The organism is Actinomadura sp. NAK00032 (genome assembly GCF_013364275.1).
Taxonomy (GTDB): Bacteria; Actinomycetota; Actinomycetes; order Streptosporangiales; family Streptosporangiaceae; genus Spirillospora.
Genome location: NZ_CP054932.1, coordinates 428,717 through 455,617, shown reverse-complemented (window position 1 = coordinate 455,617; position 26,901 = coordinate 428,717). Strand labels below are relative to the sequence as shown.

Here is a 26,901-nt window from a genome sequence, read left to right as displayed (position 1 = left end):
CGAGCCGCTCGGACGGTCCGCACGACCCCGGGTCCTACTTGAACGCGGGCATCAGGTGCTCGTGGATGAGGCGGAGCTGCCCGTCCACGTCGGGGACGCCGGTGAGGTCGCGGCCGGTGAAGGTCTTCACCAGGCCGGGGTCGGTGATGGCGCAGATCATGTGGTTGACGCCGGTCGGCGCGATGTCGCTCTCGATCTTGGCGCGGACCTCCTCCGGGGTGCCGGCGAGCGACAGCCTCTCGGTGATCTCGGGGGTGGTCAGCTCGATGGCCTTGGCGAGGTCGCCCGCGCCGATGGCCTCGATGACCGGGGCCATGTCGGCCGGGTCGACGCCGTTGCGCTCCAACTGCTCGGGCGGCATCGCCGACGCGTACAGGCCGACCATGCTGCGGGCGGCCTCCTTGGCCGCGGCCGAGTCGGGGCCGACGGAGAACACGACCCAGGCGCCGATGTCGAGCGTCCGCCAGTCCTTGCCCGCGCGCTCGGCGCCGGCCTTGACGTGCTCGACGGCGTACTCGTAGGCCTCGCGGGAGTAGCTGAGCGCGTGGTGGACGCCGTCGGACAGCTCACCGGCCGCCTCGAACGACTTCGGCCCGCGCATCGCGCCGATCTTGACCGGCAGCCGCTCCTGGACGGGGCGGGCGAAGGTGAACAGGCCGTCGTAGGAGTAGAACTCGCCGTCGCGGGTGATGGTGCCCTCGTCCAGCAGGGTCCGGACGACGGCGACGGCCTCCTTGACCCGGGTGAGCGGCTTGGTCCGCGCCCAGTCGATCTTGTACTGGGCGAGGACGCCGAAGTTGCCGCTGCCGAGGACGACCTCGGCGCGGCCGCCGGTCAGCTCGTCCAGGGTGGCGGCGGCCTGCGCGATCAGGGACGGCTCGCGCAGCGTCACCGCCGACACCGACGGGCCGAGGCGGATCTGCGAGGTGCTCGCCGCGGCGGCGGCGAACACCAGCCACAGGTCCTTGTGCCACGGCTCGTCGGCCGCGTACACGGCGTGGAACCCGAGCTCGTCGGCGAGCCGGATCGAGGCCAGCGACTCCGTGATGGGGTAGTCGGGGAGCATGGCGTAGCTGAACTTCACAGGGGACGTCTCCTTGCCGTGCGCACCCTCGCGCACGATTGGGGGGATAGCGGAATCGTAGGTAGTGGATCGTGGCGATGGGGTCACTATCCGCTACTTTCTTCCGATTTGTTCGACGTCCCGAGGCGTCCGGATCCCCTTCCTGGACGTCGTTCCAGGTCGTCCGCCCATGTGCGCCCGCGCCGGCAGCAGGAGCGGGGTGGCGAGCAGCAGGACTCCGGCGACCGCGATCGCGGCGAGCGGCCCGATGAGCGACGCGACCGCGCCCCAGACGAGCATGAAGGTCGCCTGCGAGAGCTTGCTGCTGATGCTCCACGCGCTGAGCACCTGCGCGACCCGCCCGGCGGGAGCGCGCTGCAGCCGCTCGGTCGCGGCGATGGGGTTGAAGACGGCCATGCTGACGATCACCAGGGCCTCGACGGCGAGCACCGTGACGACTCCGGGGACGCCGGGGCCGGTCAGCGCCAGGCCGAGCGGGAAGAGCGAGCGCAGCCAGCCGGAGACGAGCATGACGCGGTAGCGGCCGTGGCGGGCGGCGAGGCGCCCGGAGAGGCGGGCGCCGGCGAAGCCGCCGAGCGCCGGGACGCCGAACGCGAGACCGTACTGCCAGGCGGGGACGCCGTACTCGCCGAGCAGGAGGACCGCCAGGATCGGCCCGGTCGCCATGACCAGGCCGTTGACCGCCATCGCGTTGAGGAACAGGCGCCGCAGGACGGGTTCGCCGAAGATGGACCGCCAGCCGTTCAGCAGATCGGCGGCGCGGGGCCGCCGGGCGTCCGCCTCGCGCGGCGCCGCCGCGTCCCCGCCCCGGATCCGCAGGACGCCGAGCGCCGACAGCAGGTAGCTGAAGGCGTCGGCGGTGACGGTGACGACCGGGCCGAGCACGCCGATGAGGGCACCGCCGAGCGGCGGGCCGACCGCCGTCGACACCCAGTTCGTGCCCTCGAACCGCGCGTTCGCGACCAGGAGCAGCCGCGGTTCGACGAGGTGCTTCAGATACGCGCCGGACGCGGCGGTGAACGCGATGCCCGCCGTCCCGCAGACCACCGACACGACCAGCAACTGGGCGTACGAGAGCAGGTCGAGCACGTACGCGATCGGGATGCTGGCCATCGCGAGGAAGCGGGCCAGGTCCATCATCACCATCACGGGACGTTTCGTCCGGTGCTCGATCCACGGCCCGAGCGGCACGGCCACGACCGCCGCGACGGCGAGGCCGGCGCCCTCCAGGAGCGAGACGGCGAACGCGGACGCGTCCAGTACCTGGACCGCGATGAGCGGGAAGGCGCCGAACGCGATCCACGTCCCGTACGTGCTGACGGCGTAGGCCGACCACAGCCACCCGAAGCCGGGCCCCAATCTCGCGCGCACAGGACTCCCAGCGACGACCGAACGTTCGGACGCCCGAAGCACACCAGCGACGCCGTTCCGCGATCAAACAACCAGCTTTCCCCGAGCCACAACGAACGGTTGTGCGCCCCTAGGGTGACCTCGTGGACACCGAGGCATTGCGGTCTTTCGTCCGGGCGGCCGAGCTCGGGCAACTGCAGCACGCGGCCGACGAGCTGGGCGTGACGCAGCAGGGGATCTCCAAGCGGATCGCCGCCCTGGAGCGCGCGCTGGAGGTGCGGCTGTTCACCCGCACCCCGCGAGGAGTCGAGCTGACGCTCGACGGGCAGGCGTTCCTCCCCCACGCGCGGAGCGTCGTCGTGGGCGTCGAGCGCGCCGTCGCCGCCGTCCGGCCGGGCTCACGCGCCCTCCGCGTCGACGTCCTCGGCCTGCGGAGCGCGCAGGCGGCCGTCCTGCACGACTACTGGCGCGCGCATCCCGGAACCGAGCTCGACGTGGTCGTCCTCCGGGTCAACGACCCGCGCGTGGCGGTCGCCGCCGTTCAGGCGGGCGATGTCGACGCCTCGTTCCGCACCGTCACCGACCCGGCCGCGCTGCCGCCCGACGTGCGCATGATCCGCGCGTTCGACTTCCCGCTGGACCTCCTCGTCGGCCCCCGGCACCCGCTCGCCGGCGCGCGCCGGCTCACACCGCCGCAACTGCGCGGGCACCGGATATGGGTACCGGGCATCGCGCCCCGGAGCGAATGGTCGGAGTTCTACGACCAGCTCGCCGCCGCGTTCGACCTGCGCATCGACGCGGCGGGCCCGCACTTCGGGGACGAGGTCCTCCAGGACACCCTCGCCGACTCGGCGGACGTGGCCACCCTGGTCGGGGCGCGCGACCGGTACGTCTGGCCGGCGCACCACGACCTGCGCCGCATCCCCGTCGTGGAGCCGGCGCTCGTGTATCCGCTCTCGCTCCTGCTCCCCGACACGAACCCGCATCCGGGACTGGACGCGATCATCGCCCACCTCGGAAACCAGCCGAGGCCCCCCGAACCGTGCTGGCTCCCGTCCTGGGCGACCACCGCACGGGACGGGTCCGGGAGGTGACCGCGCTCACCTCCCGGTTGCGGGCCGACCGGCGGGTCCGCCGCTACCCGCGTGCCCGGGAGGGCGGGGCGGTGAGGGCGTAGATGAGCAGGATGCACATCGCGATGGTCAGCACGGACCAGAGCGGGAACGCCCGCAGGAACGCCAGGTGCCCGATCGCGGCCAGGACGGCGAACACCACGCCGGTCGCCCGCGCCCACGTCCGTCCGGCGAGGATCCCGGCGCCGACGGCCAGCTGCACGGCGCCGAGGACGAGCCAGAACCAGCCCCAGGCGTTGTAGTCGAACACCATGATCTGGTTGGCGCCGACCAGGTAGTAGTTGTCGTTGAACAGGCCGACCAGGCCGTCGATGACGTTGAACGCGCCGATCACCATGGCCAGGGTGCCCGCGAACGTCAGCCACCCGGACCTGAGCTGCGGGCGCCGTACCGTGGCCGGACCGGCGTCGTGGGCCGTTCTGGTCGTCATGTGACCTCCTCACCTACCCGGCCGATGTCCGGGTTGTCTGTGGATGCACCGGAAAGTCCCCGTTGCACGGTCAACCGCAACCAGAGGCTTTGTGCTTTTGGCGGGCAGCGGAGGAAATCATGCCCCGCGGTTGGCGAAGCGCTGCGGACACGCCGGTCGGCGAGGTCGCCGCCCCGGCGCGGCCCGTCCAGCCGGGGAGTTCATGACCTCTTGACGCTTTTGTGGCACTGAGCCGAGCCGGCTCGGGGAAGTGCCCGATGACCGCCCTTTCCCGAGGAGGCAATGTGGACGCTCGGCCGTCGCCGGAGGACCGGACCGACTTCGAGAACGCCGACAGGGGATTCGTCGGGACGGCGTCCCAACCGAAGATCACGGACGCGTCCGGCCGGGTCGTCTGGGACCTGGACGCCTACGCCTTCCTCGACGCCGACTGCCCCGGCACCGCGAATCCGAGCCTGTGGCGCCAGTCGCAGCTCACCGCCCGGCACGGCCTGTTCCAGGTCGCCGACGGCATCTACCAGGTCCGCGGCTTCGACCTGTCGAACGTCTCCTTCATCGAGGCCGACACGGGCGTCATCGTGGTCGACCCGCTGCTGTCGGTGGAGTGCGCGGCGGCCGCGCTCGCGCTCTACCGCGAGCACCGGGGGAACCGTCCGGTGACCGGGGTCGTCTACAGCCACTCGCACGCCGACCATTTCGGCGGTGTCCGGGGCGTGGTGCCGGACGGCGCCCGCATCCCGATCATCGCCCCGGCCGGCTTCCTGGAGCACGCCGTCGCCGAGAACGTCTACGCCGGCACCGCCATGAACCGGCGCTCGATCTTCATGTACGGGGCGGAACTGCCGAGGGACGCCACCGGCCAGATCGGCGCCGGGCTCGGCCCGACGACGTCCACCGGGACGATCTCGCTGATCGAGCCGACCCTGTCCATCACCGAGACCGGCCAGGAAGAGGTGGTCGACGGCGTCCGGATCGTCTTCCAGCTGACCCCCGGCACCGAGGCCCCGGCGGAGATGAACTTCCACTTCCCCGACCGGCGCGCGCTGTGCATGGCCGAGAACGCCACCCACAACCTGCACAACGTGCTGACGCTGCGCGGCGCGGTCGTCCGCGACCCGCGCGTGTGGGCCCGCTACCTCACCGAGGCGGCCGAACTGTTCGCCGCCCGCTCCGACGTGCTGTTCGCCTCCCACCACTGGCCGACCTGGGGCACCCGCGAACTCACCGCGTTCCTGTCCGAGCAGCGGGACCTGTACGCCTATATCCACGACCAGACCCTGCGCCTGCTGAACCAGGGCTACACCGGCACCGAGATCGCCGAGATGATCGAGATGCCGCCGGCCCTGGAGCGGGCCTGGCACACCCACGGGTACTACGGCTCGGTCTCCCACAACGTCAAGGCCGTCTACCAGCGGTACATGGGATGGTTCGACGGCAACCCCGCGCACCTGTGGGAGCTGCCGCCGGAGGAATCGGCGAAGAAGCACGTCGAATTCATGGGCGGCGCCCAGGCCATCTTGCCCAAGGCCAAGGACGCCTTGGACGCCGGTGAGACGCGCTGGGCCGCGCAGGTCCTCAACTACGTCGTGTTCGCCGACCCGGACAACCGCCAAGCCCGCGAACTCCTCGCCCAGGTCTACGACAGGCTCGGCCACGGCAGCGAGAACGGCACGTGGCGCAACTTCTACCTCCAGGGCGCCGCCGAGCTGCGCGGCGACAAGCCGGTCAACACCCTCGACAGCTCCTCACCGGACGTCCTCATGGCGCTGAGCGTCGAGCAGGTCTTCGACTCCCTCGCCATCCGCGTCAACGGCCCGCGCGCCTGGGACACCCGCCTGACCATCGACTGCAACTTCACCGACCTGAAGGAGGAGGTCCGGCTCACCCTCGCCAACGGCGTCCTCACCCAGTCCCGCGCCCACGACGGCACCCCCGCCGACCTCACCCTGACGCTCACCAAACCGCAGCTGCTCCGCATGGTCGCCGACCAGGACCTCGGCGACGTCCAGACCAGCGGCGACCGCGGCGCGTTCACCACACTGATCGGGCTCCTCGACGACACCGACCGCGACTTCGACATCGTCACGCCCTGACGTCCCGGCGGCCGGGTTACCGTTGCTCGGGATGACGCATATCGAGATCGAGATCACCCCCGAACTCGTGCGGGACCTGCTGCGCGACCAGCACCCCGACCTGGCCGGCCACCCGGTGCGGCTCGGCGCGCGCGGCTGGGACAACCAGCTGTGGCGGCTCGGCGACGACCTCGCCGTCCGGCTGCCCTGGGCGACGGACTCCGCGGACGCGCTGCTCCGCAAGGAGCACGCCTGGCTGCCCGTCCTCGCCCCGCACCTCCCGCTGCCGGTCCCCGTCCCGCAGCGCCTCGGCGAGCCGTCCCCGCTCTTCCCCCGGCCCTGGATCGTCACCACGTGGGTGCCGGGCTCACCCGCCGATCGCGCCCCGGCCACACGCGCCGCGGAGTCCGCCGACACGTTGGCCGCCTTCCTGTCGGCCCTGCACCGTCCTGCCCCCGCCCAGGCGCCCGCCGGCCGCTTCGGCCGCGGAGGACCGGTGACCCACCACGCCGCGGGCTTCGCCGAGTCGCTGGCGTCGGCCATCGAACTCGGGCTCGTCCCCGATCCGGAGGCCGTCCACGCGATCTGGGACGACGCCGCCACCGCCCCCGACTGGGACGGCCCGGCGCTGTGGCTGCACGGCGACCTGCATCCCGCCAACGTCCTCACCACGGACGGCGCCCTCAGCGGCGTGGTCGACTTCGGCGACCTGTGCACCGGCGACCCGGCCGTCGACCTCGCCGCCGCCTGGATCCTGCTGCCGGACGGCGCCATCGACCGCTTCCACGCCGCCTACCAGCACCCCCTGGACACCGCGATGCTGCGCCGCGCCCGAGGATGGGCGGTGCTGCGCGCCCTGACCGGCATCCTCATCGGAGACGCCGGCGACCACGGCCGCCCCGGCGGCAAGCCCACCTGGGGTCCGCCCGCGCACACCTCCCTGCAACGCCTGATCGCCACGCCGGCCCCGAGGCCATAAGCGCCCGCGCCGGCTCGGCGTCCCGCACCGCCTCAGGGCTTCGGCCGCGCGGGTGCCGAGGCGGGCCGGGAGCCGAACGGCGCCATCCCGGCGAGCTTGCCGCCGTCGATCGGCAGCGTCGCGCCGGTGATGAACGACGCCGCGTCCGAGCACAACCAGACGGCGGCGGCCGCGACCTCCTCGGGACGTCCGATCCGCCGCATGGGCATCGCCCGTCCGGCCATCTCCCGCGCCTGCTCCCCGGCGCGCTCCAGCTGCTCGGTGTGGATCGGGCCGGGGGCCAGCGCGTTGACCCGCACCCCGGCCTCGGCGTAGTCCAGCGCCGCCGTCCGGGTCAGCCCGACCAGGCCGAACTTGCTCGACACGTAGCCCGCCAGGCCGCCGACCGCCTGCAGGCCCGCCGTGGAGGACATGTTCACGATCGCGCCCCCGCCGGTGTCGAGCATGGCGGGAATCTGATGCTTCATGCACAGGAAGACGCCGCGCAGGGTGACCGCCAGCGCGCTGTCGAAGTCGGCGACGGCGACCTCGGCCAGCGGGGTGGGCGGGTGGCCGCCGCCAGCCGCGTTGTTGACCGCCGCGTCCAGCCGTCCGAACTCCCCGACCGCGCGCTGGACGAGCCGCTCGACCGCCTCGGGGTCGGTCACGTCGGTCGGCACCGCCAGCGCCCGGCCGCCGGCGGCGTCGATCTCGGCCGCGAGCTCCGCCAGCGCGGCACCGTCCCGGGCGGCCAGGACGACGGCGGCCCCGGCCTCGTGCAGCGCGCGGGCGGTGGCCCTGCCGATGCCGCGGCTCGCGCCGGTGACGATGGCGACCCGTCCGTCCAGGAGACGTTCACTGCTCATGACCTGCTCCTTCTCAAGAGACACGGGCACTGCTAGAATTCTTTGGACAGACTGTAAATCCAATCTGTGGAGCGGTCAAGGACATGAGCCCTCGCGAGTACCGGTCCGACAAGCGCCGCGCCGCCGCCGAGGAGACGCGGCGGCGCATCCTGGACGCCGCCCGCGCCCTGCTGGCGGGCGACGAGACGCCCCGGCTGTCGGTGGACGCGGTCGCCAAGGCGGCCGACGTGTCCCGCCAGAGCGTCTACAACGCCTTCGGGTCCAAGTCGGGGCTTCTGGAGGCACTGTTCGACACGCTCGCCGACCGTGCGGGCATGGGCCTGGCGGACGCCTTCACCGCGCCCAACCCGTCCTCGGCCCTAGCCGAATTCGCCGGGACGTTCTGCCGATTCTGGGCGAGCGACCGGACCGTCCTGCGCAGGCTCCGCGGCCTGGCCCTCCTCGACGGCGACCTGGAACGCCTCCTGCGCCGCCGCGACGAGATGCGCCGCACCGCCCTCACCGAACTGCTCCGCCGCTTCCCCGACCCGCCGTCCGACGCGACGATCGACGTGATCTGGCAACTGACCTCGTTCGAGACCTACGACGCACTCGCCACCCGCGACCAGACCCGCACCACCGACGACCTCGCCCACATCATCGGAACCGCCGCCACGTCCGTCCACCGGCCGGGCGCGGCAACCTGAACCGCCGCGCCAAGCGGTCAATCGAAGTCCAAATTCTCCCTGTAGAACCATGCCCACCCAGCGGTCAGCGCGGCGACGGAAATGATGACGATGGGAAAGTAAGGGAAATCGAGGAAGCTGAGAACGCCCGGCGGCACAGGAGAGACCTCTCGCACGCGTTCCTGCGCGGGCCAGAACGCCAGCCCGTATACGGCCGCCGGTACGAGCACAGCCGCCAAGACCATCGGAAGCTGGAACCGGCGCGACCGGACCGCCCCCGCCAGGCACACGACGGCGCCGGCGTACAGGGCGACGCCGGCCGTGCCGAGCACCTCGGCGCCAAAGATCCATGCCTTCGCGACGGCGGTGTCCTCCTTGGTCTCCTTAGCCTCCTCGTAGGAGACACCGCCGCCTATGGCAGGCCCTCCGTAGGAGGTCACGCACTCAGTTTCCGGGGTCTGGACTTCCCCTCCGCACCGCGGTTCGCCAGTGTCCACCGCCTCATCGGCCGAGTAGGCGTTGTGCAAGCTGAACACGGCGGCGACCAGGCCCAGCAGGAGTAGACAGGTCCCCACGCTCGTCGAGATGGGTCGCATCGGTCTCCCCGGGAGTCGGCAGACGAAATGGGCCGGCAAGGCGTGACCGAGCACGCCGCCCCGGACACGCGTTCCCTTCATCATCCGACCGCCACAGCCACCACCTCAAGCCCGAGCCTGGTTCTTCCCGGCTCCGAACACCACCACAGCTGAATAATCGGGTGCCATGTTGGTCATCCAGCGGGTCCAGATCATCTGGACAGGACGCGGCAGAAACGCCCCTGCCGCAACCACCCGCAGCCAACTCCCCAGAGCATTCCCCCTACCGGACGGCGGAGGCGCGATCCGAATCGAACACCAGCCGGCCTGGGCGTCCTTCCCCGTCACCAGGCGAATGGTCCACCTGGGGACCCTTGCACCGGGCCAGAGCGCGAGGTACCGGGCCAACTTCCGGGTCTCCGACCATCCAATGACCTGGGTGTACCACGACTGGTCGGTGAACATGGCCCACGAAGCACCTCACGGCATCGTTTTCCTCGGCCGCCGATACAACGTCGACCGCGACGACCGGGTCTCCCTCTACGGCAAACCCGCCCGGCAATAACGCTCGCCAGGACGAGAAGCGGGAGTTGTCGGCCGAGGCCGCGCGGGGAGTCTTGAGCATCGTCGTCCCGGTCCTGCGTCGGGCTCGGCGTTTGGGCCGGTCCGCCGGCGGATCAGTCGGGGGGCGGGCGGCGGGCCCCTTCGGAGAGCCGGCCGGCGAGGTCGAGGACGAGGGAGCGGAGTTCGTCCGGGCGCTCGATGGCGAAGGGCCGGTCGAGCGAGGCAAGGAGCGCCGGCAGCCAGTCGAGCCGTTCGGCCCGCAGCTCGACGCGGCGCCAGCGCTCGGCCGCCGGGTCGTCCGCGTCGGCGGGTCCGTCCAGCATCGCGATGGACGCGGGGAAGCGCGCGCGGATCTGCTCGACCGTCCCATGGATGCGCAAGGTCACCTCGTGCCGGTAGGACGCCGTGGCGAACCCGGACAGGACGCGTTCCGCCGGGTCCGGTCCGGCGGGCCTCTCGAAGGAGCCGGGCAGGGTGCGGGCGTCGGTGATGCGGTCGAGGCGGAAGGTGCGGTTCTCGCCGGCCCCGGTGTCCTCGCCGGTCACATACCAGCGGCCCGAATGGCTCACGATCCCGTACGGGTGCAGGGTCCGGTCGGCGCGGCGGCCCTCCCGGTCGCGGTACCGGAACGAGACGGGACGGCGGTGGCGCACGGCGTCGGCGAGCGCGAGCAGGGTTCCGGTGTCCGGCGCGGCGGTCTCGCCGGTCGGCCGGGTGAACGCGAGCGATTCCTGGACGGCGTCGAGCCGGCCGGCGAGGGCCTGGGGAAGCACCCGCCGGATCTTCGCCGCCGCCGTCTCGCTCGCGGTCCCGGCCGCGGGGCCGAGGCCGGCGCACCGTCCCGCGACCAGGCCGAGCAGCACCGCGAGCGCCTCGTCGTCATTGAGCATCAGCGGCGGCAGCCGGTGCCCGCGGGCGAGGCGGTAACCGCCGTAGCGGCCGCGCACCGCCTCGACGGGCACGCCGAGGTCGAGCAGCTGGTCGACATACCGCCGGACGGTCCGGCCCTCGACGCCGAGCCGGTCGGCGAGCTCGGCGATCGTCCGGGTGCCGCCGGACTGGAGCAGTTCGAGGAGGGTGAGCACGCGGCCGGTGGGACGGGACATGTTTCCGAGCTTATGGCGAATAGTGGACCGATTCTGTCCACTATCCCTCCTAACGTGCGAAGCACCACGGCACCCGCGTACCCAGGAGGAACCGCCATGGACTTCGTTTCGATCCGCGTCATCACCGAGGACGTCGCCCGCCTCGTCGGGTTCTACGAGAAGGTCACCGGCGTGCGGGCGGACTGGTCCACCGAGGACTTCGCCGAGATCGGCACCCGCCACGCGACGCTGGCGATCGCGAGCACCCGCACCGTCCCGCTGTTCGCGCCGGGCTCCTCCCGTCCCGCCGACAACCACAGCGTGATCATCGAGTTCCTCGTCGAGGACGTGGACCGGGTGCACGCGAACCTGGCCGGGTACGTCGGCGAGTTCGTCACCGAGCCGACCACGATGCCGTGGGGCAACCGGGCCCTGCTGTTCCGCGACCCCGACGGCAACCTCGTCAACTTCTTCACCCCCGTCACCCCGGAGGCGATCGCCAAGTTCGGCCGCTGACCCCCGGCGTGCTTCAGATCGAGGTGATGGGCTTCGCCCGGCTCAGGTTGAGCGCCAGTTCTTCGCGGTTCTGCCACGCGTGACGGATCCACGCGGGCTGGCCGGGCGCGGTGCGCCAGGATTCGCTCAGCGGGCTGTTGTCCACGGTGTCGAACCCGAACTGGTCGTACAGCCGCGTGACGATCTCCACGGCTTCGGGATGGTCGCTCGACACCGACAGCGCCAGCCGCTTCGGGTCGCCCGCCGGACGGGCGGCGCTGAGCAGGCTCGGGGCCTGGATGTGGGTGAAGGCCTTGGCGACCTTCGAGGCCGGGAGCTGCTCCTGGCGGAGTTCGTGCACCGTCTTCTCGCCGGAGTCGACCATCGGGAAGTGGCCGTCGCGCCAGCTCATGTAGTTGTTCGTGTCCAGCACGACCTTGCCCGCGAGTTCCTCGACGGGCATGTCGTTGACGAGCTTGAGGGGAACGGCGATGACCACGAAATCACCCGCGGCCGCGGCCTCCGCGGCAAATCCGGCACGTGCCGCCGGGCCGAGTTCGTCGATGAGCTCCTTCAGGGTCTCGGGGCCCCGCGAATTGGCGATGACGACCTCGTACCCGTTCGCCGTCGCCGCGCGTGCGATCTGGCTTCCGACCTCGCCCGCGCCGATGATGCCGATGGTCGTCACAGGTCCCCCGACCCCAGAGCGTTGATCTTCTCCGGTGTCCGGACGGGCAGGTCCGCCGAGGCCAGGAGGGCCAGCTTGTCCGCGTCGCCGGAACCGGGATCCGGATGGTAGATGACGAGTTTCAGGTTCTCGGCCCCGCCCACGCTCAGCCGCTCCCGGTTGAGGGTGAGTTCTCCGATCTGCGGATGGTCGAGCCGGATCGTCCCCCCGCTCTGCCCGCGTACCTCGTGCCGGGCCCAGAGCCGGCGGAATCGGGGGCTCGCCAGGGAGAGCTCTCCGACGAGTTCGGCGAAGCGGGGATCGTCGGTGTCGTTGCCCACGGACTGCCGCAGGTTGGCGATGAGGCACTCCGTGGCGTTCTCCCACTCGGGGTACAGCCGCTGCTGGCCCGCGTCCAGGAACATGTCCCGCAGCTGGTTGCCGCCCACGGCGAGGCGGGGGTCGAGGGCCCTGGCGAGCGTGTTCGAGGCCAGGATGTCGAAGTACCGGCCTTCGATGAAGGCGGGCTGGACGAGGGAGTCCATGAGCTGGCGCACGCCGGGCGGCACGCTCTCCCTGCGCGGCCGGCGCCGGCGCCGGCGGGGCGCGTCGGAGACCAGGGTCAGCAGGTGGGCGAAGTGGTCGTCGTCGAGTCGCAGCACGCGCGCGATCGACTCGAGCACCTGGACGGACGGGTTGCGATCGCGGCCCCGCTCCAACCGCAGGTAGTAGTCGGCGCTGATCCCCGCGAGCATGGCGACCTCCTCCCGCCGCAGGCCGGGCACACGCCGTCCACCGATGTCGGGGATGCCCGCCTGCTCGGGCGTCACCAGCTCGCGGCGGGCCCGCAGGTACGCACCGAGAGCGTTCGTCTTCTCGCTCATGCGACCAGCCTAAGTCGCCTTTCGGCCGGTAAGGGGGGCCCTGTCACACCCCAGGCTCGGCAGGGCTCTGGGGACCGGGCGCGGCCCCGCCTAGCGTTCCTGGCGGCCGCTCGGGCGGCCACCTACGCGGAAAGGCGACGCATGACCGTCACATTGATCACCGGGGCCAACAAGGGCATCGGTTTCGAGACAGCCAGACAGCTCGTGGAATTGGGCCACACCGTCTACGTCGGCGCGCGCGACGCCGAGCGGGGAGAGAAGGCGGCGGCGGCGATCGGCGCCCGGTTCGTCCAGCTCGACGTGACCGACGACGCGTCGGTGAGCAGCGCGCTGGCGACGATCGGGGCGGCCGAGGGCAGGCTCGACGTCCTGGTGAACAACGCGGGCATCCTGGCGGCCGGAGACCTGGACGGCCCCTCGGCACTGCGGGCATTCGACACCAACGCGGTGGGGATCGTGCGGGTCACGGAAGCGGCGCTCCCCCTGCTGCGCACGTCCTCGAACCCCACCGTCGTCACCGTTTCGAGCAGCGCCGGTTCGTTCTGGGCGGTGACCAACCCCGACCGGCCGGAGTTCCATGTGTCGGTCGCCCTGTACTCCGCGTCCAAGGCCGCGGCCACCATGCTGACGGTCCAGTACGCCAAGTCCCATCCGGACATCAAGTTCAACGCGCTGGAGCCCGGCACCACCGCCACGGACATGACCGCGGCCTTCGGGATCGGACGGCCCCCGGAGGAGAGCGCCAAGGCCGTGGTGCGCCTGGCGACCCTCGACGCGGACGGACCGACGGGGACCTTCCGGGACGAGAACGGGATCCTGCCCTGGTAGCCGCCGCGAAAGGCATGCCGCCCGCCGGTGGGGTACTTTCTGGCCATATGCGTGGCCAGCCGTTCGGCTGCCTCATGTCGCGGGAGGAGTGGCACAGCGGATGCGAGGCGGGCGGAACAGGTGATGGACGTGGGCTCCGGTCCGGCCGGTCCGGTCGGTCCGGCCGGTCCGGTCGGTCCGGTCGGTCCGGTCGGTCCGGTCGGTCCGGTCGGTCCGGTCGGTCCGGTCGGGCTGGTCGGCCGGGACCGCGAGCTCGCCGAGCTGGCGATGTTCCTGGACAAGGCCGCGACGGACGGAGCCACCGTCCTGCTCACCGGCGAGCCGGGCGTGGGCAAGACCGCGCTCCTCGACGCGACCGCTGAGCTGGCGGTCGCGCAGGGGGCACGGGTCGTCCGCGGGAGCGGCGTCGAGTACGAGACGGACATCGGCTTCGCAGGGCTTCACCAGCTCGTCGCCGCACTGCCGCACGAGCTGGATCGCCTGCCGCCTGCCATGAGGGAGGCGCTCGAGGTCGCGCTCGGTCTCGGCGCCGGTCCCGCGCCGAAGCCGATCGCCGTCATGAACGCGGCACTGTCGCTGTTCGAGGAGGCCGCGAAGGACGCGCCGCTGCTCCTCGTGGTCGACGACCTCCATGTCGTCGACCATGCGAGCCGGGCCGCGGTGGGATTCGTCGCCAGAAGGCTGAGCGGTCGCCGCATCGGGCTGCTCGGGGCCCGGCGGCCGGAGTCCGGCGCACCCTTCCCGACCACCGGCCTGACCGAGGTTGAGGTCGGGCCGCTCAACGACGCGGACGCGCGCAGCCTGCTGTCGCGGCGCTTCGCCCATCTGCCCCGCCGCGTCCTGTCCGACGTGGCGCGGGAGGCGCAGGGCAATCCCCTCGCCCTACTGGAGTTCGCGGGGTCCACCAGCGTGTCCGGCGACCGGAACGGCGACGGGGCGGGGCGGGTGAGCGGCCCGGGACGAGACGTCCGCGCGCTGTACGGCGCCCGCGTCGAACGGCTGCCGCAGCGCACGCGCGACCTGCTGCTGCTCGCGGCTCTCGAAGGCTCCGGCGACATCGGCGTCCTTGAGGCGGCCGGCGGGCCGGGCGGGCTGGAGGGGCTCGCCCCGGCGGAGCGCGACCACCTGGTCATGGTCGCGGCGAACGGCCGCGCCGTGCGGTTCCGGCATCCGCTGGTCCGGTCGGCGGTGGTCGACGGCTCCACCGGCGAGCAGCGGCGCAGCGCCCACGGCCGGCTGGCCGACGCGCTGGTGGACCACCCCGAGCGGCGCGGCGACCACCTGGCGCGGGCGACGACGGCACCCGACGAGGCGGTCGCCGCGGTGATCGAGTCGGCGGCCGAGCGGAGCCTGCGGCGCGGCGACGCCGAGGGCGCGGTCACCAGGCTGCGGCGCGCCGCCGAGTTGAGTCCGGGCCGGGCGGACCGCGGGCGCCGCAAGTCGCGGGCCGCCTACATCGCCGCCTGGGTCGCGGGCCACCTGGACGTCTCGTACGAGATCATGCGCGAGGTGCGGGGCGAACCGGCGGCCCGGTCGCTCTCGGCGGCCGCGGCCACCGGCTTCCTGGTGCTCGTCACGGAGGGGGACGCCGACACGGCCCACACGCTGCTGATCGAGGCGATCGAGCAGGCCCCGGTCCCGTCCGGCCCACCGCACGGCGAACTGGAGACCGCGCTCTTCACCGTCACGCTCGCCGCCACGTTCTCGGGCCGGGAGGAGCACTGGAGACCCCTCGTCGACCTGCTCGCCCGGTATCCCGAGACGTCGCCCTCCGCCGCCGCGTCACTGGGGCGCATCCACCACGACATCGGCTCCGTCACCGACGACATGCTCCGCCGCCTGGACGAGGAGATCTCGCGGCTGAAGGACCAGACCGACGCCGACGTGGTCATCCGCACCGCCCTGGTGGCCGAGTACTTCGACCGGCTCCCGGACTGCCGCGAGGCCGTGTTGCGGGTCATCCGCGACGGCGGGGCGATGGGGGCGAGCATGCCGGGCCTGATCTTCGTCGCCGTCGACCACATGTACGCCAGCCGGTGGCGGGAGTCGGCCGACGCCGCGGCCGAGCTCATCGCACTGTGCGAGGGGACGGGCTACCACCTGTTCGCCCAGGTGGGGCACTACTTCGCCGCGATGGCCGCGGCCCAGCGCGGCGACCTCGACCTGTGCGACGAGCACTGCCGGAAGATCTGGGACTGGTCGGGGCCGAGGCGCCTGCGGCGGCTGGTGAACCACGCCCACCAGGCGGCGGCCCGGGCGGCCGTCGGCACCGCCGACTTCGAGACGGCCTACCGGCACGCCGCGGTGGTCTCCGCCCCCGGTGAGCTGCCGCCCTTCAACCCCGACGCGGTGCTGTCCGCCCCCGACCTCGTCGAAGCCGCCCTGCGGTCCGGACGGCACGCGGAAGCGCGGCGGCACGCGGAAGCGATACGCGACGCCGGCATCGGCCACCTGTCGTCGCGGTTCGCGCTGACGGTGGCCACGGTCACGGCGATGACGGCGGCCCCCGAGGACATGGTCCGGTGCTTCGAGGACGCCCTCGGGCTGCCGGACGCCGACCAATGGCCGTTCGAGTTCGGCCGCGTTCAGCTGGCCTACGGCGAGGCGCTGCGCCGCCGAGGACTCAACCGCGAGGCCCGGACGCAGTTGACCGCCGCCCGCGCGCGCTTCGAGGAGCTCGGCGCCCGCCCGTGGGAGGCCCGCGCGGCGGCGGAACTCCGGGCCACCGGACTGACGCGGACTACGCGGGGCAAGGCGGGCGAGGCCCTCACCCCGCAGGAACTGGAGGTCGCCAGACTGGCGGCGACGGGCCTGTCGAACCCGCAGATCGCGTCGCGTCTGTTCCTGTCGCCGCGGACGGTGTCGTCCCATCTCTACCGCGTGTTCCCCAAGCTCGGCATCACCTCGCGCGGCGAACTCCGCGACGCACTGCCCCCGGAGCCGCCGCCAGCCGAGGCGTGACGGCCGCAGTAGCGCCCGGCCGCCGGCGTAAGCGACCGGTCGGCCCCATGTCAGTCAGCTGACGGAGCCGGCCGGACCTCAGTCACCCGGCGGACGCCCCGATGTCAGTCAGTTCGCGGAGGCTGCCGGCGGGGCGTCCGAGCCAACCTTGTGGAGACAGCGAAGCCGCCCGGCACCCGGGCGGGACCACAAGGAGCAGACCATGCCGTTCGTCACCGCCGGCGACGGAACCGAGATCTTCTACAAGGACTGGGGCTCGGGCCGGCCCGTCATGTTCCACCACGGCTGGCCGCTGAGCTCGGACGACTGGGACGCCCAACTGCTGTTCCTCGTCCAGCGGGGCTACCGCGTCATCGCCCACGACCGCCGGGGGCACGGACGCTCCGCCCAGGTCGGCCACGGGCACGACATGGACCACTACGCGGCCGACGCCGCCGCCGTGGTATCGCACCTCGGCCTGCGCGACGTCGTCCACGTCGGCCACTCCACCGGTGGCGGAGAGGTCGCCCGGTACGTCGCCGAGCACGGCGCCGGACGGGTCGCCAAGGCCGTCCTCATCGGAGCGGTCCCGCCGCTCCTCGTCCAGACCGCGTCGAATCCGCAAGGGGTGCCGACCGAGGTCTTCGACGGCTTCCGCGAGGCCGTGGCCACCGACCGCTCCCAGTTCTACCTCGACATCGCCTCCGGCCCGTTCTACGGGTTCAACCGCCCGGGCGCGGCCGCGTCCCAGGGCGTCATCTGGAACTGGTGGCGGCAGGGGATGGCCGGTGGCGCGCAGGCGCACTACGAGGGGATCAAGGCGTTCTCCGAGACGGACTTCACCGACGACCTCCGGGCCCTCGACGTGCCCACGCTCTTCATGCACGGCTCCGACGACCAGATCGTTCCGATCGCCCGCTCCGCCGAGGTGGCGGTGACCCTGGTCGGGGACGCCGACCTGAAGGTCTACCCGGGGCTGTCGCATGGCATGTGCACGCTGAACGCCGGGACCATCAACGCCGACCTCCTCGATTTCATCGAACGCTGACACCCGCCCCCGCCTTCTCTGCCTTCACAGACGGCAGGCAACCGTCCCATCACACCCCTTTGAGGAGTCTTGTCATGTCCGATCACACGCCGGCCCCCGTCCTGGAAGCCGCCGCCGCCGAGTTCGCCGCAGCCACCGCCAATCCGCCCTACCTGTCCGACCTGGGCCCCGCCGAGGGCCGCAAGACGGTCGACGAGGTGCAGTCCGGTGAGATCGCCAAGCCGCGGATCGACGAGGAGTGGATCACCGTCCCCGGCGGCCCGACCGGTAGCGTCCGGGTTCGCGTCGTCCGCCCGGCGGGCGCCGCCGGCCCGCTGCCCGTCATCCTCTACATCCACGGCGCCGGCTGGGTGTTCGGCAACGCCCACACCCACGACCGCCTGGTCCGCGAACTCGCCACCGGCGTGAACGCCGCCGTCGTCTTCCCCGAGTACGACCTCTCCCCCGAGGCCCGCTACCCCGTCGCCATCGAGCAGAACTACACCGTCGCCCAGTGGATCGTCCGCGAAGGACCGAACAACGACCTGGACGCCTCGCGCATCGCGGTCGCGGGCGACTCCGTGGGCGGCAACATGAGCGCCGCCCTGACCCTGATGGCCAAGGAACGCGGCGACGTCCCGCTGGTGCAGCAGGTGCTGTTCTACCCGGTCACCGACGCGAGCTTCGACACCGGCTCCTACCGCCGGTTCGCCGAGGGCTACTTCCTGCGCCGCGACGGCATGCAGTGGTTCTGGGACCAGTACACCACCGACCCCGCCCAGCGCGCCGAGATCACCGCGTCCCCGCTGCGCGCCACCACCGACCAGCTCGCCGGCCTGCCCCCGGCTCTGATCATCACCGCCGAGGCCGACGTCCTGCGCGACGAGGGCGAGGCCTACGCGGCCAAGCTCCGCGCCGCCGGCGTCCCCGTCACCGCGACCCGCTACCAGGGCATCATCCACGACTTCGTGATGCTCAACGCCCTCCGCGGCACCCAGGCCGCCGAAGCCGCCATCACCCAGGCCACCACCACGCTCCGCGCGGCCCTGCACACCGCCTGACCCACGACGCCGCGCGGCAAGAGGCCGCCCGGCCCTCTCCCAGAAAGGGAAAGATCATGTCCGACACCGACCTGCGCGCCTTCTACCAGAGCTACGTCGACGCCCTGAACAAGCGCGAGTTCGACCGCATGGACGAGTTCGTCCACGAGTCCATCGTCATGCACAGTGAGCCGAGTACCCGCGACGCTCTCATCGCACAGCTGAACAGCATCGTCGACGCCGTCCCCGACTTCCACTGGGAGATCCAGGAGCTCGCGATCAACGGCGACAGCATCGCCGTCCGCGCGACCAATACCGGCACCCCCACCAAGGAGTGGCTCGGCGTCGCACCCAACGGCGAGCCGATCGAGATCGTCGAGTACGCCATCTACCGGGTCCGAGACGGGAAGTTCCTGCACATGTCCGCCGTCCACGACGCCGAGACCCTGCGCAAACAACTGACAGCCTGACCCGTCGCGCGACCAGGACGACGAAGATGACGGCGGGGCGGCCGGGACGCTGGTGGCGGTGGCCTAATGGCCCGCCAGTGCCCCGCCGGTGATGGCGGCAAAGGATGACCAAGGCCCCAGGATCGGGGAGCATGTCCCTGATCCTGGGCCTTCGCCGTGGAGCGGGTGACGGGAATCGAACTCGGATTCCGCCTCGAACACGTCCAACCCGCGCCCTTTGAGCCGTCAGTCCGTTGTTGATGACGACCCTCAGTGCTGAATCAGGCCGCCTACCGGGACTGGAGGAACGTGGCCGGTTGCCGGAAGGGTCTGTGCCATGGCGAGCCCGATGTCGACCAGCGATGACCGACGCAGGCAGGCGACGTCGGGGATCGGAGTCCAAACCGACTCAGCGGTCTCACCGTTCGGCTCAGGCCGTGACTGGCCGCCGATGACCCGGACTCGGTAGAAGCTGCCGACATTCTGGTGCTCGACTCCCAAACGTGCGGCGGCCGCAGGGATCACCCTGGAGTCCACGCCCAGCAGGCGCTCGACCGCCGCATCGTAGCCGGTCTCTTCGGCGACCTCCCGGATCACCGCATCGAACGGATCCTCCGCCTGCTCGACCTTGCCGCCCGGAAGGGTCCAGTTACTCTCGCCCTTCGGTGATACATAACGGGCAAGCAGCACCCGGCCGTCCTCTATGCACACGGCGTACGCGCCAGCCGGAAGCTCATCCCGACCCCCTACCGGCCATTGTCCCAATGTCCAAGATCCGCGCATCGTAACGCTTGGCCCTGAACGGACCCCGGCGGCGAGGAAGGCGATAGGCGGCTCAGCGTGAGGCTTTCACGACCTGAGCAGCCGTCACGGGTTGACCGAAGTGGTCACAGCATGCCCGGCTCGGCATCGGCATCGGCACGCTGCTCGGCGCCGAGTTCTCGCTGCTACCGGCGGCGACATCTCCGTCTTCGCCTCCGCCGATTACCTGGCTGGGATCGGACGGGCGAGTGGCCGCCGGCGCGCAGAGTTACCCAGCTCGACGAGTGCGACCGGCCGACCGTGGCGTGGTCGAAGGGGCGGTCAGGACTGTCCTGGGCGTAGGTGGCGGGACGCGGACAAGCATGACGACAGCCATGTGGCCTCCGCGCGGTGGATGATCAGATCTTCAACAGTGATCACCCCTTCCAAGGGACCGTCGACCCTGATCGAGTGGTCTCCGACGCGGATCACCTGCCAGCCCGCATCGCTGTGCCAGAGCCGAGCGGTCTTCTCGCCCCCGCGCTGAGCAAAGACGAGTTCCTCCCCGTACTCGTTCAGAAAGTAGCCGACGTAGTCCTTGGCGGTGATCTCGCCACCACACAGACGGGACAGGAGTTCTCTGATCGGAGGAGTATCGTTCACGCCTCGGGCTCTTCCTCTGGTGCGGAATCCTGCCAGCTTGAGGAGAGGGCCAGCATCCGCGTAGCCGACTCCAGCAGCGTCTCGTAGGTGATCACTTCTATCCGTGCCGTATGCGTGTTGTATGTGCGAAGCGTTTCCGCGACTTCCTGGGACGTGATGTTCCGGATCACATACCGCGGGTGTCCGATCACGACCGTTGCCGAGGCTCTGCGGGCATCAACACCGTGATGCGCGAGGATGGCCTGGCGGTTCTCGTCCATGCTCCGGAGGTAGTTCTGGGCCTGGGAGACCGCGTGATGCGGTGGAGCGCCCAGCATGAGATGCCCGCTGCGCCGAATGACCAGATCCTTGATGTTGGCGCGTTTGAGTTCCACCACGTGCAGGGATCCGTCGCCGCGCAGCAGCGGAATGTCGAGGATGGTGTCCGACGTGTACTGTCGACGGGCCAGTTCGGTCACATAGGCCCCACCGAAGATCCATTCCTGGTTCTTCAGGCAGGCGTGAAGGGTGTTTTCCGAGCTGTCCGGATCATCCACCGCGGCGCGCAGAGCGGCGAGGCCGGCTTGCCGGGCCCTTAGCTCCAGAAGCTGGGCCAGCAGCCCCGTGTCCACGTCCGCTAGGACGTCGCTCATCAGTTGCGCGGCCTCGGCGGAGGTCGGCCCGGGCAGGCCCCGGAGGACCAATTCCATATGCCCGTACTGCTGGAGCCGCCTCGTCTGCCGACTGGAGAGCCGGATTCCGCCCTCACCTGCTCCGATGCCAAGGTGGTCGGCAGATCGAGCGATGCCACGGAACAAGTCGCGGGCGTCGACGGCGGTGGCATCGCGCTTGTCCCGGCACAAGACGTCAAGGGCCGCGACCGCTCGCTCGGCCCCTAATGCAGCCATCCGCCGCAGGCCCTCCTCGCTACGCTGCCGCGCTTCCTCGTCGTAATAGTTCTCCAGAATCTCGAGGAACAATTCGCCCCGGGCGTAGGCAGCGAAACGCTGGAAGCGCTGAGCAAGTACCAAGTCCTCATGGAGGATAGCCTCTTGGGCCACATCCTCCAGGGCATTCACCAACGGCTTGCCCTTGCCGTATGTGCCGCCGAGGCTCCCCATAATGCGCAATACCGCCTCGATGCGATTCCGCACGGCCGCGTTCTCAGTAAGCTCCCGTGCTGCTTCGACCATGCACAGAAGGGTGAAACTGGACCGGAACGTCGCCATGCGGGCCACCCTAGAGCCCGGCTCCGACAACCGTGTCAGGTGAGGGACAGCACAACGGAGGTCGCAAAGCGGACCATCGCGTTAAGCAATGCCCCGAAAGCCCGTTCAGCCGAGGCTTACCTCCAAGCCCCGGAACGCCCGTGCCCCGGGTCAGGGATCCAACACCCCAATCTACTCATCCATGCCGTCCAGAGCCGCCGTTAGTCACTCGCGTCAGCAAGCGGAGCACTCCGCGTCGGCCGGCCCGGGGTGCTCGACGGCGCGCAAGGTGTGACAGACCCTCTCGTGCGAACGAGTGCCCCGGCCCCCCGGGGGCTGGGTGACCACGGGTTCCCCGGTCAGGCACGCTCGAGCGTTGCGTCAACGCAGGTTGACACTCGCTACGTCGTCAACCTACGTTGACATCATGATAATCCGATCACGGGCGTCATTGTTGTGCGGAGCAATCGCAGGCCCCCTCTTCACACTCGCCTACACCGCCGAAGGCGCCACTCGCGCGGGTTACGACCCGCTGCGCCATCCCGTCAGCTCACTTGCCCTCGAGAGTTACGGCTGGATGCAGACCCTCAACTTCTTTGTCGCCGCCACGCTCACAATCGTGTTCGCCGCCGGCGTGCGCCACGTGTCCACGCGCTCGACCTGGAAACCGCTTCTGATCGGCCTCTGGGGAGCCGCACTGCTCGGCGCGGGCATCTTCGTGACCGATCCGGTCGGGGGCTACCCGGCCGGTACCCCCGACCGGATCCCAAGCGCCACCACGCATGGCGCCCTTCACGATTACGTCTCGCTGACCGGATTCGCCATGCTCACCGCGGCATGCTTCGCATTCGCCTGCCAGGGTTCAACTCGATGGCGGCTCTACTGCGTCCTCAGCGGCGTCGGCTTCGCCGCCACCATGCTCGTCTCCAGCGCTGCCTTCGGCCAGACGGGAAAGCTAGGCGACGTGGCCGGATTGTTCCAACGCATTGCCCTAACAACGGCATGGTCCTGGCAGACCATACTGGCTCTGCGTCTTCTCTCTCGCTCACAACGCGGCGAAACAGGACTGGACGAGTAACACCGCACCCGCAGCCGTGTTGCCTGCCATCCCCGCTGCTGGGCGCTGCGGGCGCACACGGCGGCACAGGCCAGAACAGGCGGCGCATAGTGAAGGCACTCGACGTCGAGAAGCTGCCCTTCCATGACCTTCGGCACACCGGTAACCAGCTCGCGGCCGACATCGGCGTCTCGACCAAGAACCTGATGGCACGGATGGCGCACGACAACGAGCGGGCAGCGCTGCGCTACCAACACAGGTCGGCCAAGAGTGACCGCATCATCGCCGATGGCCTTGATGCCCTCGTCCGGGGGGAGCACGACCAGGACGACGAAGATGACGGCAGGGCGACCGGGACACTAGTGCCGGTGGCCTAATGGCCCGCTAACGGCCCGCCGCTGATGGCGCCGAAAATCGATCAAGGCCCAGGATCGGGGAGCATGCCCCTGGCCTGGGCCTTCGTCGTGGAGCGGGTGACGGGAATCGAACCCGCGCTGTCAGCTTGGGAATCAAACCGATCCGGGCCGTCATAGCGGCTGACCTGGCCTCCGCTCGTACCGCAAGTGACCGTGACTGCCCCTTGATCACCCTGCCTAATTGCACGCTAATTGCACGCCGCTCACCTCGCTGACCCCCTCTGTGTCAGGCTCAGATGGGACACGAGGGGATGAAGTTCCCTAGCTGATGTAGACAGGGCGAGAACGGGTACTGAGCAGAGTGACGATGACCAGCCACGATCTTCCTTCCGGTGACGGGCCGCGGACCGGCCGGCCCAAGCGGCGGACCTTCAGTGCCGCCTACAAGTTGCGGATGGTCGAGGAGTACGACGCGGCCGAGCATGGCGACAAGGGCGCACTGCTGCGCCGTGAGGGACTTTATGAGTCCAGCGTTCAACTGTGGCGCCGGCAGCGCGACGCCGGTGAACTGACCGCTGCGGGAACGAGCCGCCCGGCCGCCAAGAAGGAGAAGACGCCGGAGCAGGCCGAGTTGGAGCAGTTGCGCAAGGAGAAGGCGCGGCTGGAGCGGCAGAACGCCGCCATGGCCAGAAAACTCAAGCAGACCGAGGCCGCCCTGGACATCATGGGAAAAGGTATCGCGCTCTTGGAAACAATGTCCGAGAGCGCGGACACCGAGAATTCGTGACCCGCTGCCGCCACGAAACCCTTTCCCTGCTGGTCGAGCATCTGCCGATTCGCTTCGCGTGCGCATTGTCGGGTGTGCCGCGCAGCAGTTTCTACCGACGGCGGAACCCGGCGCCGGGAAACAGTGAGCCGGCGGAGCGGCCGGCGCCGCCGAACGCGCTGAGCGAGAGCGAACGGGCCGAACTGGTCGAGATGCTCAACAGCGACCGGTTCGCCGACAAGGCACCCCGACAGGTGTGGGCTGCGCTGCTGGACGAGGGGGTGTACCTGGCGTCGGTGTCGACGATGTACCGGGAACTACGCAGGCGTGACCAGGTCCGGGAGCGGCGCGCCCACGCCCGGCACCAGGCGCGCACCAAACCGTATCTGGCCGCGCACGCCCCCAACCAGATATGGAGTTGGGATATCACGAAACTGCCAGGTCCGGGGCCACGCCAGTTCTATGACCTGTATGTGATGCTCGACATCTTCTCCCGCTACGTCGTGCACTGGGAGATCCACCTGCGCGAGTCAGGTGAGCTGGCCGAGCAGTTCATGCAGAACTCGTTCGCCGCCAACGGCGGGATCGTGCCCGGCACCATCCATTCCGACAACGGGACCTCGATGACCTCCAAGCCGGTGACGGCACTACTGGCAGACCTGGACATCATCAAGTCCCACTCCCACCCGAAGGTGAGCAACGACAACCCCTACAGCGAGGCGCAGTTCAAAACCTTGAAGTACTGCCCGGTGTTCCCTGCCAGGTTCACCTCGCTCGACGAGGCCGAGACGTTCTGCCACCATTTCTTCGACTACTACAATCACCGGCATTACCACGCCGGGATCGGGCTCCACACGCCGTTCACCATGCATATCGGCACCGCACAGGCGATCCAGCACAACCGAGCCGCCACGATCGCAGCGTTCCGCGCGGCCAACCCGCGACGGTTCACCCAGCCGCCCACGCTGCCCAAGATCCCCACAGTCGCGCAGATCAACCGACCCGACGAAGACCCCACCGACCCGAGCAGCTCTGACCAGGAGAAACAGGCCGCCTAACGATCACTGGCCCCTGTCCCGTTTGACTTGACACCTACCGACCTGCACCGAACCGGCGGTCTCCACCTGCTCGGCTGCACGGGCCTCGCGCCGCTGCCACGCGGGCGAGTCACGACGAGTTGACCCATGTGGCACCGACCCGATGATCTTGGGCGGTGACGTACCGCTATGACCCGCCTCCCCGCCAACCTCCCGCCGTGACTCCTTCATCGCCGCATTGCTCGATGTGAAGTTCGAACGGCGCGTGACTCCGATCCTGGTCCGGTGGCTCTACGTCCTGGCCCTCGTCGTCATCACCTTCGGGACGCTGTTCGGCCTGCTCTGGGTTTGGTCGTTCGCCTCGTGGATGGGCTGGGCGATGTGGCTGGCCACGCCGATCATCGTCGGCCTCGGCCTGGCCGTGCTCCTCGTCGTCTCATCGTCTGCGAACACATCATCGCCAAAACCCAACCTGTCCTCCCGCCGGCACCCTTGACCTACGCGCCACCTATGCCGCCTACGGGAGTTCATCACCCCTGACCCGGCGCCCTCCCGCACAGACGCACGACGCTCCGGGGTGCTCGTTCGCGCGAACGGCGTGCAATGTGTGACAGACCGTTTCGCGCGAACGAGTGCACCGGCCCGCGGGGGGCTGGGGGCTGCGAAGCCCCCGCTTCGGGCACGCTCAGATTCAGAGTCCGTCTTCTCATCCCAGTTTTGGGGTGACCGGTCGCCTTCTATGGCTTCCCTCAGAGGTCGTTCACTGGATCCGGCGGCCAGCGGCAAAGGTTGCGGCGGGGTGGCCGAGGATGTCGGGGTCGTTGCGGGGGTCGTGGTGGTAGGTGACCAGATTCGCGGGTTCGCCAGTGTTGAAGTCGCCGTTGGTGTCGTTGGGTAGCAGGTATCGGCGGGCCTTGCTGCTAGCGGCGGCTAGTGCGTCTTGTGGGGTGAGGCCCAGTTCGGTCAGCAGGCGAACCTCGTTGGGCAGGTTACCGACGACATCGGTTCCGGCCAGGACAGTGACCTGATGGCGAGCGGCCTCGGCGAGCAGGTGCGTAAGGCGTTCGCGACGTTGAGCTAGACGGCGTCGGCGGCCGGGGTCGTCGGCAGGGGCCGGGGCCAGGGACGCGCAAAGAGTCGGGGTCCAGGCGCCGCCGCGTGCGGCCAGTGCTTCCAGGTCGTCGCCGGTGAGGGCATCCCCGTGCTCGATGGAGTCCACCCCGGCTGCGACCAGGTCGCTAGCCCAGGTGGTGGTGGTATGTGCGGCAACGCGGGCTCCTTCGGCGTGCACTGCCCGCACCAGTCGCCGGACCGCTTCGATCGGGTAGTTCGGCGTGGCCTGGTCGGGGCGGGTGACGCCGTGGTCAATGTCGGGGAAGTCCCCGATCAGCTTCACCCACTGTGTTCCCGCGGCGACCTGGACACGGGCAGCCTGGACGAGGTCCTCGGCGGTCACCGGCTCGAACAATCCGGCCAGATAACCACCGGGCGGGGCCAGGAAACGTCCGGCCGCCAGCAGCCCCGCACCGTCACGCGCGTTGGACAGTTGCAGTGTGACGGCGCCGGAGTTGACCATAGGGCTGCCCATATCGCGCACCAGCGTGATCCCGGCCTGCTGGGCGGCCTGCAGGTTCCGCCGGGTCCGGGACAGGCTGAGAGGGCGCGATCCGGTGGGGGCTGCGTCGTCGGCCGCGATACTCAGGTGGCAGTGCGCGTCGACCAGCCCGGCAAGTGCGTAACGTCCGGGCAGCCATTCGGCACCGGTGGGCGGTGCATCAGTCCAGCATCCGTTCTGGTCGATCCCACCCTCAATCAGTCGGCCGTCAGGCAGCCCGACTGCTGTCACCCGCCATGGCTCCATGAACGATCAAAATAGCCCGTGCCGCCGCGTTCTCGGCTTCAACATGTTCGATGGTTCAGGTTCCCTGGGCTAGGCATCAGCTCATACATGGCGATCACCAGCACGCCGTATGCATCGTGGC

28 protein-coding genes are annotated in these 26,901 nt (G+C 70.2%); 16 read left to right on the top strand and 12 right to left on the bottom strand.

The genetic code is table 11. From position 1 onward, the window contains the following. Positions 1-34: 34 nt before the first annotated feature. Positions 35-1,120 carry an LLM class flavin-dependent oxidoreductase gene (locus HUT06_RS02265; protein WP_254714931.1) on the bottom strand — a complete coding sequence of 362 codons (1,086 nt, stop codon included), beginning with the start codon at positions 1,118-1,120 and terminating at the stop codon, positions 35-37. 57 nt (positions 1,121-1,177) lie between these two features. Further along, positions 1,178-2,455: an MFS transporter gene (locus tag HUT06_RS02260; protein WP_176194174.1), complete on the bottom strand. Its 1,278-nt coding sequence runs from the start codon at positions 2,453-2,455 to the stop codon at positions 1,178-1,180. 122 nt (positions 2,456-2,577) lie between these two features. Here HUT06_RS02260 and HUT06_RS02255 point away from each other — a divergent pair, with 122 nt between their 5' ends. Further along, positions 2,578-3,528 (top strand): LysR family transcriptional regulator, encoded by a 951-nt coding sequence (locus tag HUT06_RS02255; RefSeq protein ID WP_176194173.1) that lies wholly within the window; start codon positions 2,578-2,580, stop codon positions 3,526-3,528. A 43-nt stretch (positions 3,529-3,571) separates the two neighbouring features. Here the strand turns inward: HUT06_RS02255 and HUT06_RS02250 are convergent, their stop codons facing one another. Further along, a complete protein-coding gene (locus HUT06_RS02250) occupies positions 3,572-3,997 on the bottom strand; it encodes a hypothetical protein (protein ID WP_176194172.1) in 426 nt (141 codons plus the stop codon). Between the two features lie 284 nt (positions 3,998-4,281). Between HUT06_RS02250 and HUT06_RS02245 the strand changes: the two genes are divergently transcribed. Further along, positions 4,282-6,090 carry an alkyl/aryl-sulfatase gene (locus HUT06_RS02245; RefSeq protein WP_254714930.1) on the top strand — a complete coding sequence of 603 codons (1,809 nt, stop codon included), beginning with the start codon at positions 4,282-4,284 and terminating at the stop codon, positions 6,088-6,090. A gap of 31 nt (positions 6,091-6,121) precedes the next feature. Continuing rightward, positions 6,122-7,048 (top strand): aminoglycoside phosphotransferase family protein, encoded by a 927-nt coding sequence (locus HUT06_RS02240; protein WP_176194170.1) that lies wholly within the window; start codon positions 6,122-6,124, stop codon positions 7,046-7,048. Positions 7,049-7,080: 32 nt separating this feature from the next. Here HUT06_RS02240 and HUT06_RS02235 read toward each other — a convergent pair whose 3' ends face one another. Continuing rightward, positions 7,081-7,893 (bottom strand): SDR family NAD(P)-dependent oxidoreductase, encoded by an 813-nt coding sequence (locus tag HUT06_RS02235; RefSeq protein ID WP_176194169.1) that lies wholly within the window; start codon positions 7,891-7,893, stop codon positions 7,081-7,083. 83 nt (positions 7,894-7,976) lie between these two features. Between HUT06_RS02235 and HUT06_RS02230 the strand changes: the two genes are divergently transcribed. Next, positions 7,977-8,579, top strand: coding sequence for a TetR/AcrR family transcriptional regulator (locus HUT06_RS02230; RefSeq protein ID WP_176194168.1), 603 nt, complete (start codon positions 7,977-7,979; stop codon positions 8,577-8,579). Positions 8,580-8,596: 17 nt separating this feature from the next. Here HUT06_RS02230 and HUT06_RS02225 read toward each other — a convergent pair whose 3' ends face one another. Then, positions 8,597-9,154: a hypothetical protein gene (locus HUT06_RS02225; RefSeq protein ID WP_176194167.1), complete on the bottom strand. Its 558-nt coding sequence runs from the start codon at positions 9,152-9,154 to the stop codon at positions 8,597-8,599. A gap of 418 nt (positions 9,155-9,572) precedes the next feature. Between HUT06_RS02225 and HUT06_RS45105 the strand changes: the two genes are divergently transcribed. After that, complete coding sequence (locus tag HUT06_RS45105) at positions 9,573-9,698, top strand: hypothetical protein (protein ID WP_302931772.1); 126 nt, start codon at positions 9,573-9,575, stop codon at positions 9,696-9,698. 112 nt (positions 9,699-9,810) lie between these two features. Here HUT06_RS45105 and HUT06_RS02220 read toward each other — a convergent pair whose 3' ends face one another. Then, on the bottom strand, positions 9,811-10,803 hold the full coding sequence (locus HUT06_RS02220; RefSeq protein WP_176194166.1) for a YafY family protein: 993 nt from the start codon (positions 10,801-10,803) through the stop codon (positions 9,811-9,813). Positions 10,804-10,899: 96 nt separating this feature from the next. Between HUT06_RS02220 and HUT06_RS02215 the strand changes: the two genes are divergently transcribed. Further along, on the top strand, positions 10,900-11,298 hold the full coding sequence (locus HUT06_RS02215) for a VOC family protein (RefSeq protein WP_176194165.1): 399 nt from the start codon (positions 10,900-10,902) through the stop codon (positions 11,296-11,298). A 13-nt stretch (positions 11,299-11,311) separates the two neighbouring features. Here HUT06_RS02215 and HUT06_RS02210 read toward each other — a convergent pair whose 3' ends face one another. Together HUT06_RS02210 and HUT06_RS02205 are read right to left on the bottom strand one after the other, a co-directional pair. Further along, complete coding sequence (locus HUT06_RS02210) at positions 11,312-11,965, bottom strand: NADPH-dependent F420 reductase (RefSeq protein WP_176194164.1); 654 nt, start codon at positions 11,963-11,965, stop codon at positions 11,312-11,314. Beyond that, a complete protein-coding gene (locus HUT06_RS02205; RefSeq protein WP_176194163.1) occupies positions 11,962-12,828 on the bottom strand; it encodes a helix-turn-helix domain-containing protein in 867 nt (288 codons plus the stop codon). The genes HUT06_RS02210 and HUT06_RS02205 overlap by 4 nt, the downstream gene beginning before the upstream one ends. Positions 12,829-12,969: 141 nt before the next feature. Between HUT06_RS02205 and HUT06_RS02200 the strand changes: the two genes are divergently transcribed. From HUT06_RS02200 to HUT06_RS02180, 5 genes are all read left to right on the top strand, one after another. Continuing rightward, a complete protein-coding gene (locus HUT06_RS02200; RefSeq protein WP_176194162.1) occupies positions 12,970-13,656 on the top strand; it encodes an SDR family NAD(P)-dependent oxidoreductase in 687 nt (228 codons plus the stop codon). Positions 13,657-13,785: 129 nt separating this feature from the next. Next, a complete protein-coding gene (locus HUT06_RS02195; protein WP_217711150.1) occupies positions 13,786-16,617 on the top strand; it encodes an AAA family ATPase in 2,832 nt (943 codons plus the stop codon). Positions 16,618-16,819: 202 nt separating this feature from the next. Next, positions 16,820-17,644 carry an alpha/beta fold hydrolase gene (locus tag HUT06_RS02190; protein ID WP_176194160.1) on the top strand — a complete coding sequence of 275 codons (825 nt, stop codon included), beginning with the start codon at positions 16,820-16,822 and terminating at the stop codon, positions 17,642-17,644. Positions 17,645-17,718: 74 nt separating this feature from the next. After that, positions 17,719-18,684, top strand: coding sequence for an alpha/beta hydrolase (locus tag HUT06_RS02185; protein ID WP_176194159.1), 966 nt, complete (start codon positions 17,719-17,721; stop codon positions 18,682-18,684). A 56-nt stretch (positions 18,685-18,740) separates the two neighbouring features. Beyond that, positions 18,741-19,133: an ester cyclase gene (locus tag HUT06_RS02180; protein ID WP_176194158.1), complete on the top strand. Its 393-nt coding sequence runs from the start codon at positions 18,741-18,743 to the stop codon at positions 19,131-19,133. Positions 19,134-19,382: 249 nt separating this feature from the next. On the opposite strand, the gene HUT06_RS02175 is transcribed toward HUT06_RS02180, so the two are convergent. The 3 genes from HUT06_RS02175 to HUT06_RS02165 all read right to left on the bottom strand — a co-directional run bounded on the left by HUT06_RS02175 (position 19,383) and on the right by HUT06_RS02165 (position 21,724). Continuing rightward, positions 19,383-19,823: an NUDIX hydrolase gene (locus tag HUT06_RS02175; protein ID WP_302931771.1), complete on the bottom strand. Its 441-nt coding sequence runs from the start codon at positions 19,821-19,823 to the stop codon at positions 19,383-19,385. 372 nt (positions 19,824-20,195) lie between these two features. Then, positions 20,196-20,516 (bottom strand): hypothetical protein, encoded by a 321-nt coding sequence (locus tag HUT06_RS02170; protein WP_176194156.1) that lies wholly within the window; start codon positions 20,514-20,516, stop codon positions 20,196-20,198. After that, positions 20,513-21,724, bottom strand: a complete 1,212-nt coding sequence (locus HUT06_RS02165; protein WP_176194155.1) for a Shedu anti-phage system protein SduA domain-containing protein — start codon at positions 21,722-21,724, stop codon at positions 20,513-20,515. Before HUT06_RS02165 ends, HUT06_RS02170 begins: the two co-directional genes overlap by 4 nt. Before the next feature lie 406 nt (positions 21,725-22,130). Between HUT06_RS02165 and HUT06_RS02160 the strand changes: the two genes are divergently transcribed. The 5 genes from HUT06_RS02160 (at position 22,131) to HUT06_RS02140 (ending at position 25,415) form a co-directional block, all read left to right on the top strand. Further along, entirely contained in the window at positions 22,131-22,781 is a 651-nt protein-coding gene (locus HUT06_RS02160) for a DUF998 domain-containing protein (RefSeq protein ID WP_176194154.1), read from the top strand. 89 nt (positions 22,782-22,870) lie between these two features. Next, complete coding sequence (locus HUT06_RS02155; protein ID WP_176194153.1) at positions 22,871-23,137, top strand: hypothetical protein; 267 nt, start codon at positions 22,871-22,873, stop codon at positions 23,135-23,137. A gap of 346 nt (positions 23,138-23,483) precedes the next feature. After that, a complete protein-coding gene (locus HUT06_RS43655) occupies positions 23,484-23,903 on the top strand; it encodes a transposase (protein ID WP_217711149.1) in 420 nt (139 codons plus the stop codon). Next, positions 23,900-24,940, top strand: a complete 1,041-nt coding sequence (locus tag HUT06_RS02145; protein ID WP_176194152.1) for an IS3 family transposase — start codon at positions 23,900-23,902, stop codon at positions 24,938-24,940. The genes HUT06_RS43655 and HUT06_RS02145 overlap by 4 nt, the downstream gene beginning before the upstream one ends. Positions 24,941-25,157: 217 nt before the next feature. Next, the gene (locus HUT06_RS02140; protein ID WP_176194151.1) at positions 25,158-25,415 is read left to right on the top strand and encodes a hypothetical protein; all 258 of its coding nucleotides are present in this window, start codon (positions 25,158-25,160) and stop codon (positions 25,413-25,415) included. Between the two features lie 264 nt (positions 25,416-25,679). On the opposite strand, the gene HUT06_RS02135 is transcribed toward HUT06_RS02140, so the two are convergent. Further along, the gene (locus HUT06_RS02135; RefSeq protein ID WP_176194150.1) at positions 25,680-26,765 is read right to left on the bottom strand and encodes an amidohydrolase family protein; all 1,086 of its coding nucleotides are present in this window, start codon (positions 26,763-26,765) and stop codon (positions 25,680-25,682) included. Positions 26,766-26,901 lie beyond the last annotated feature (136 nt).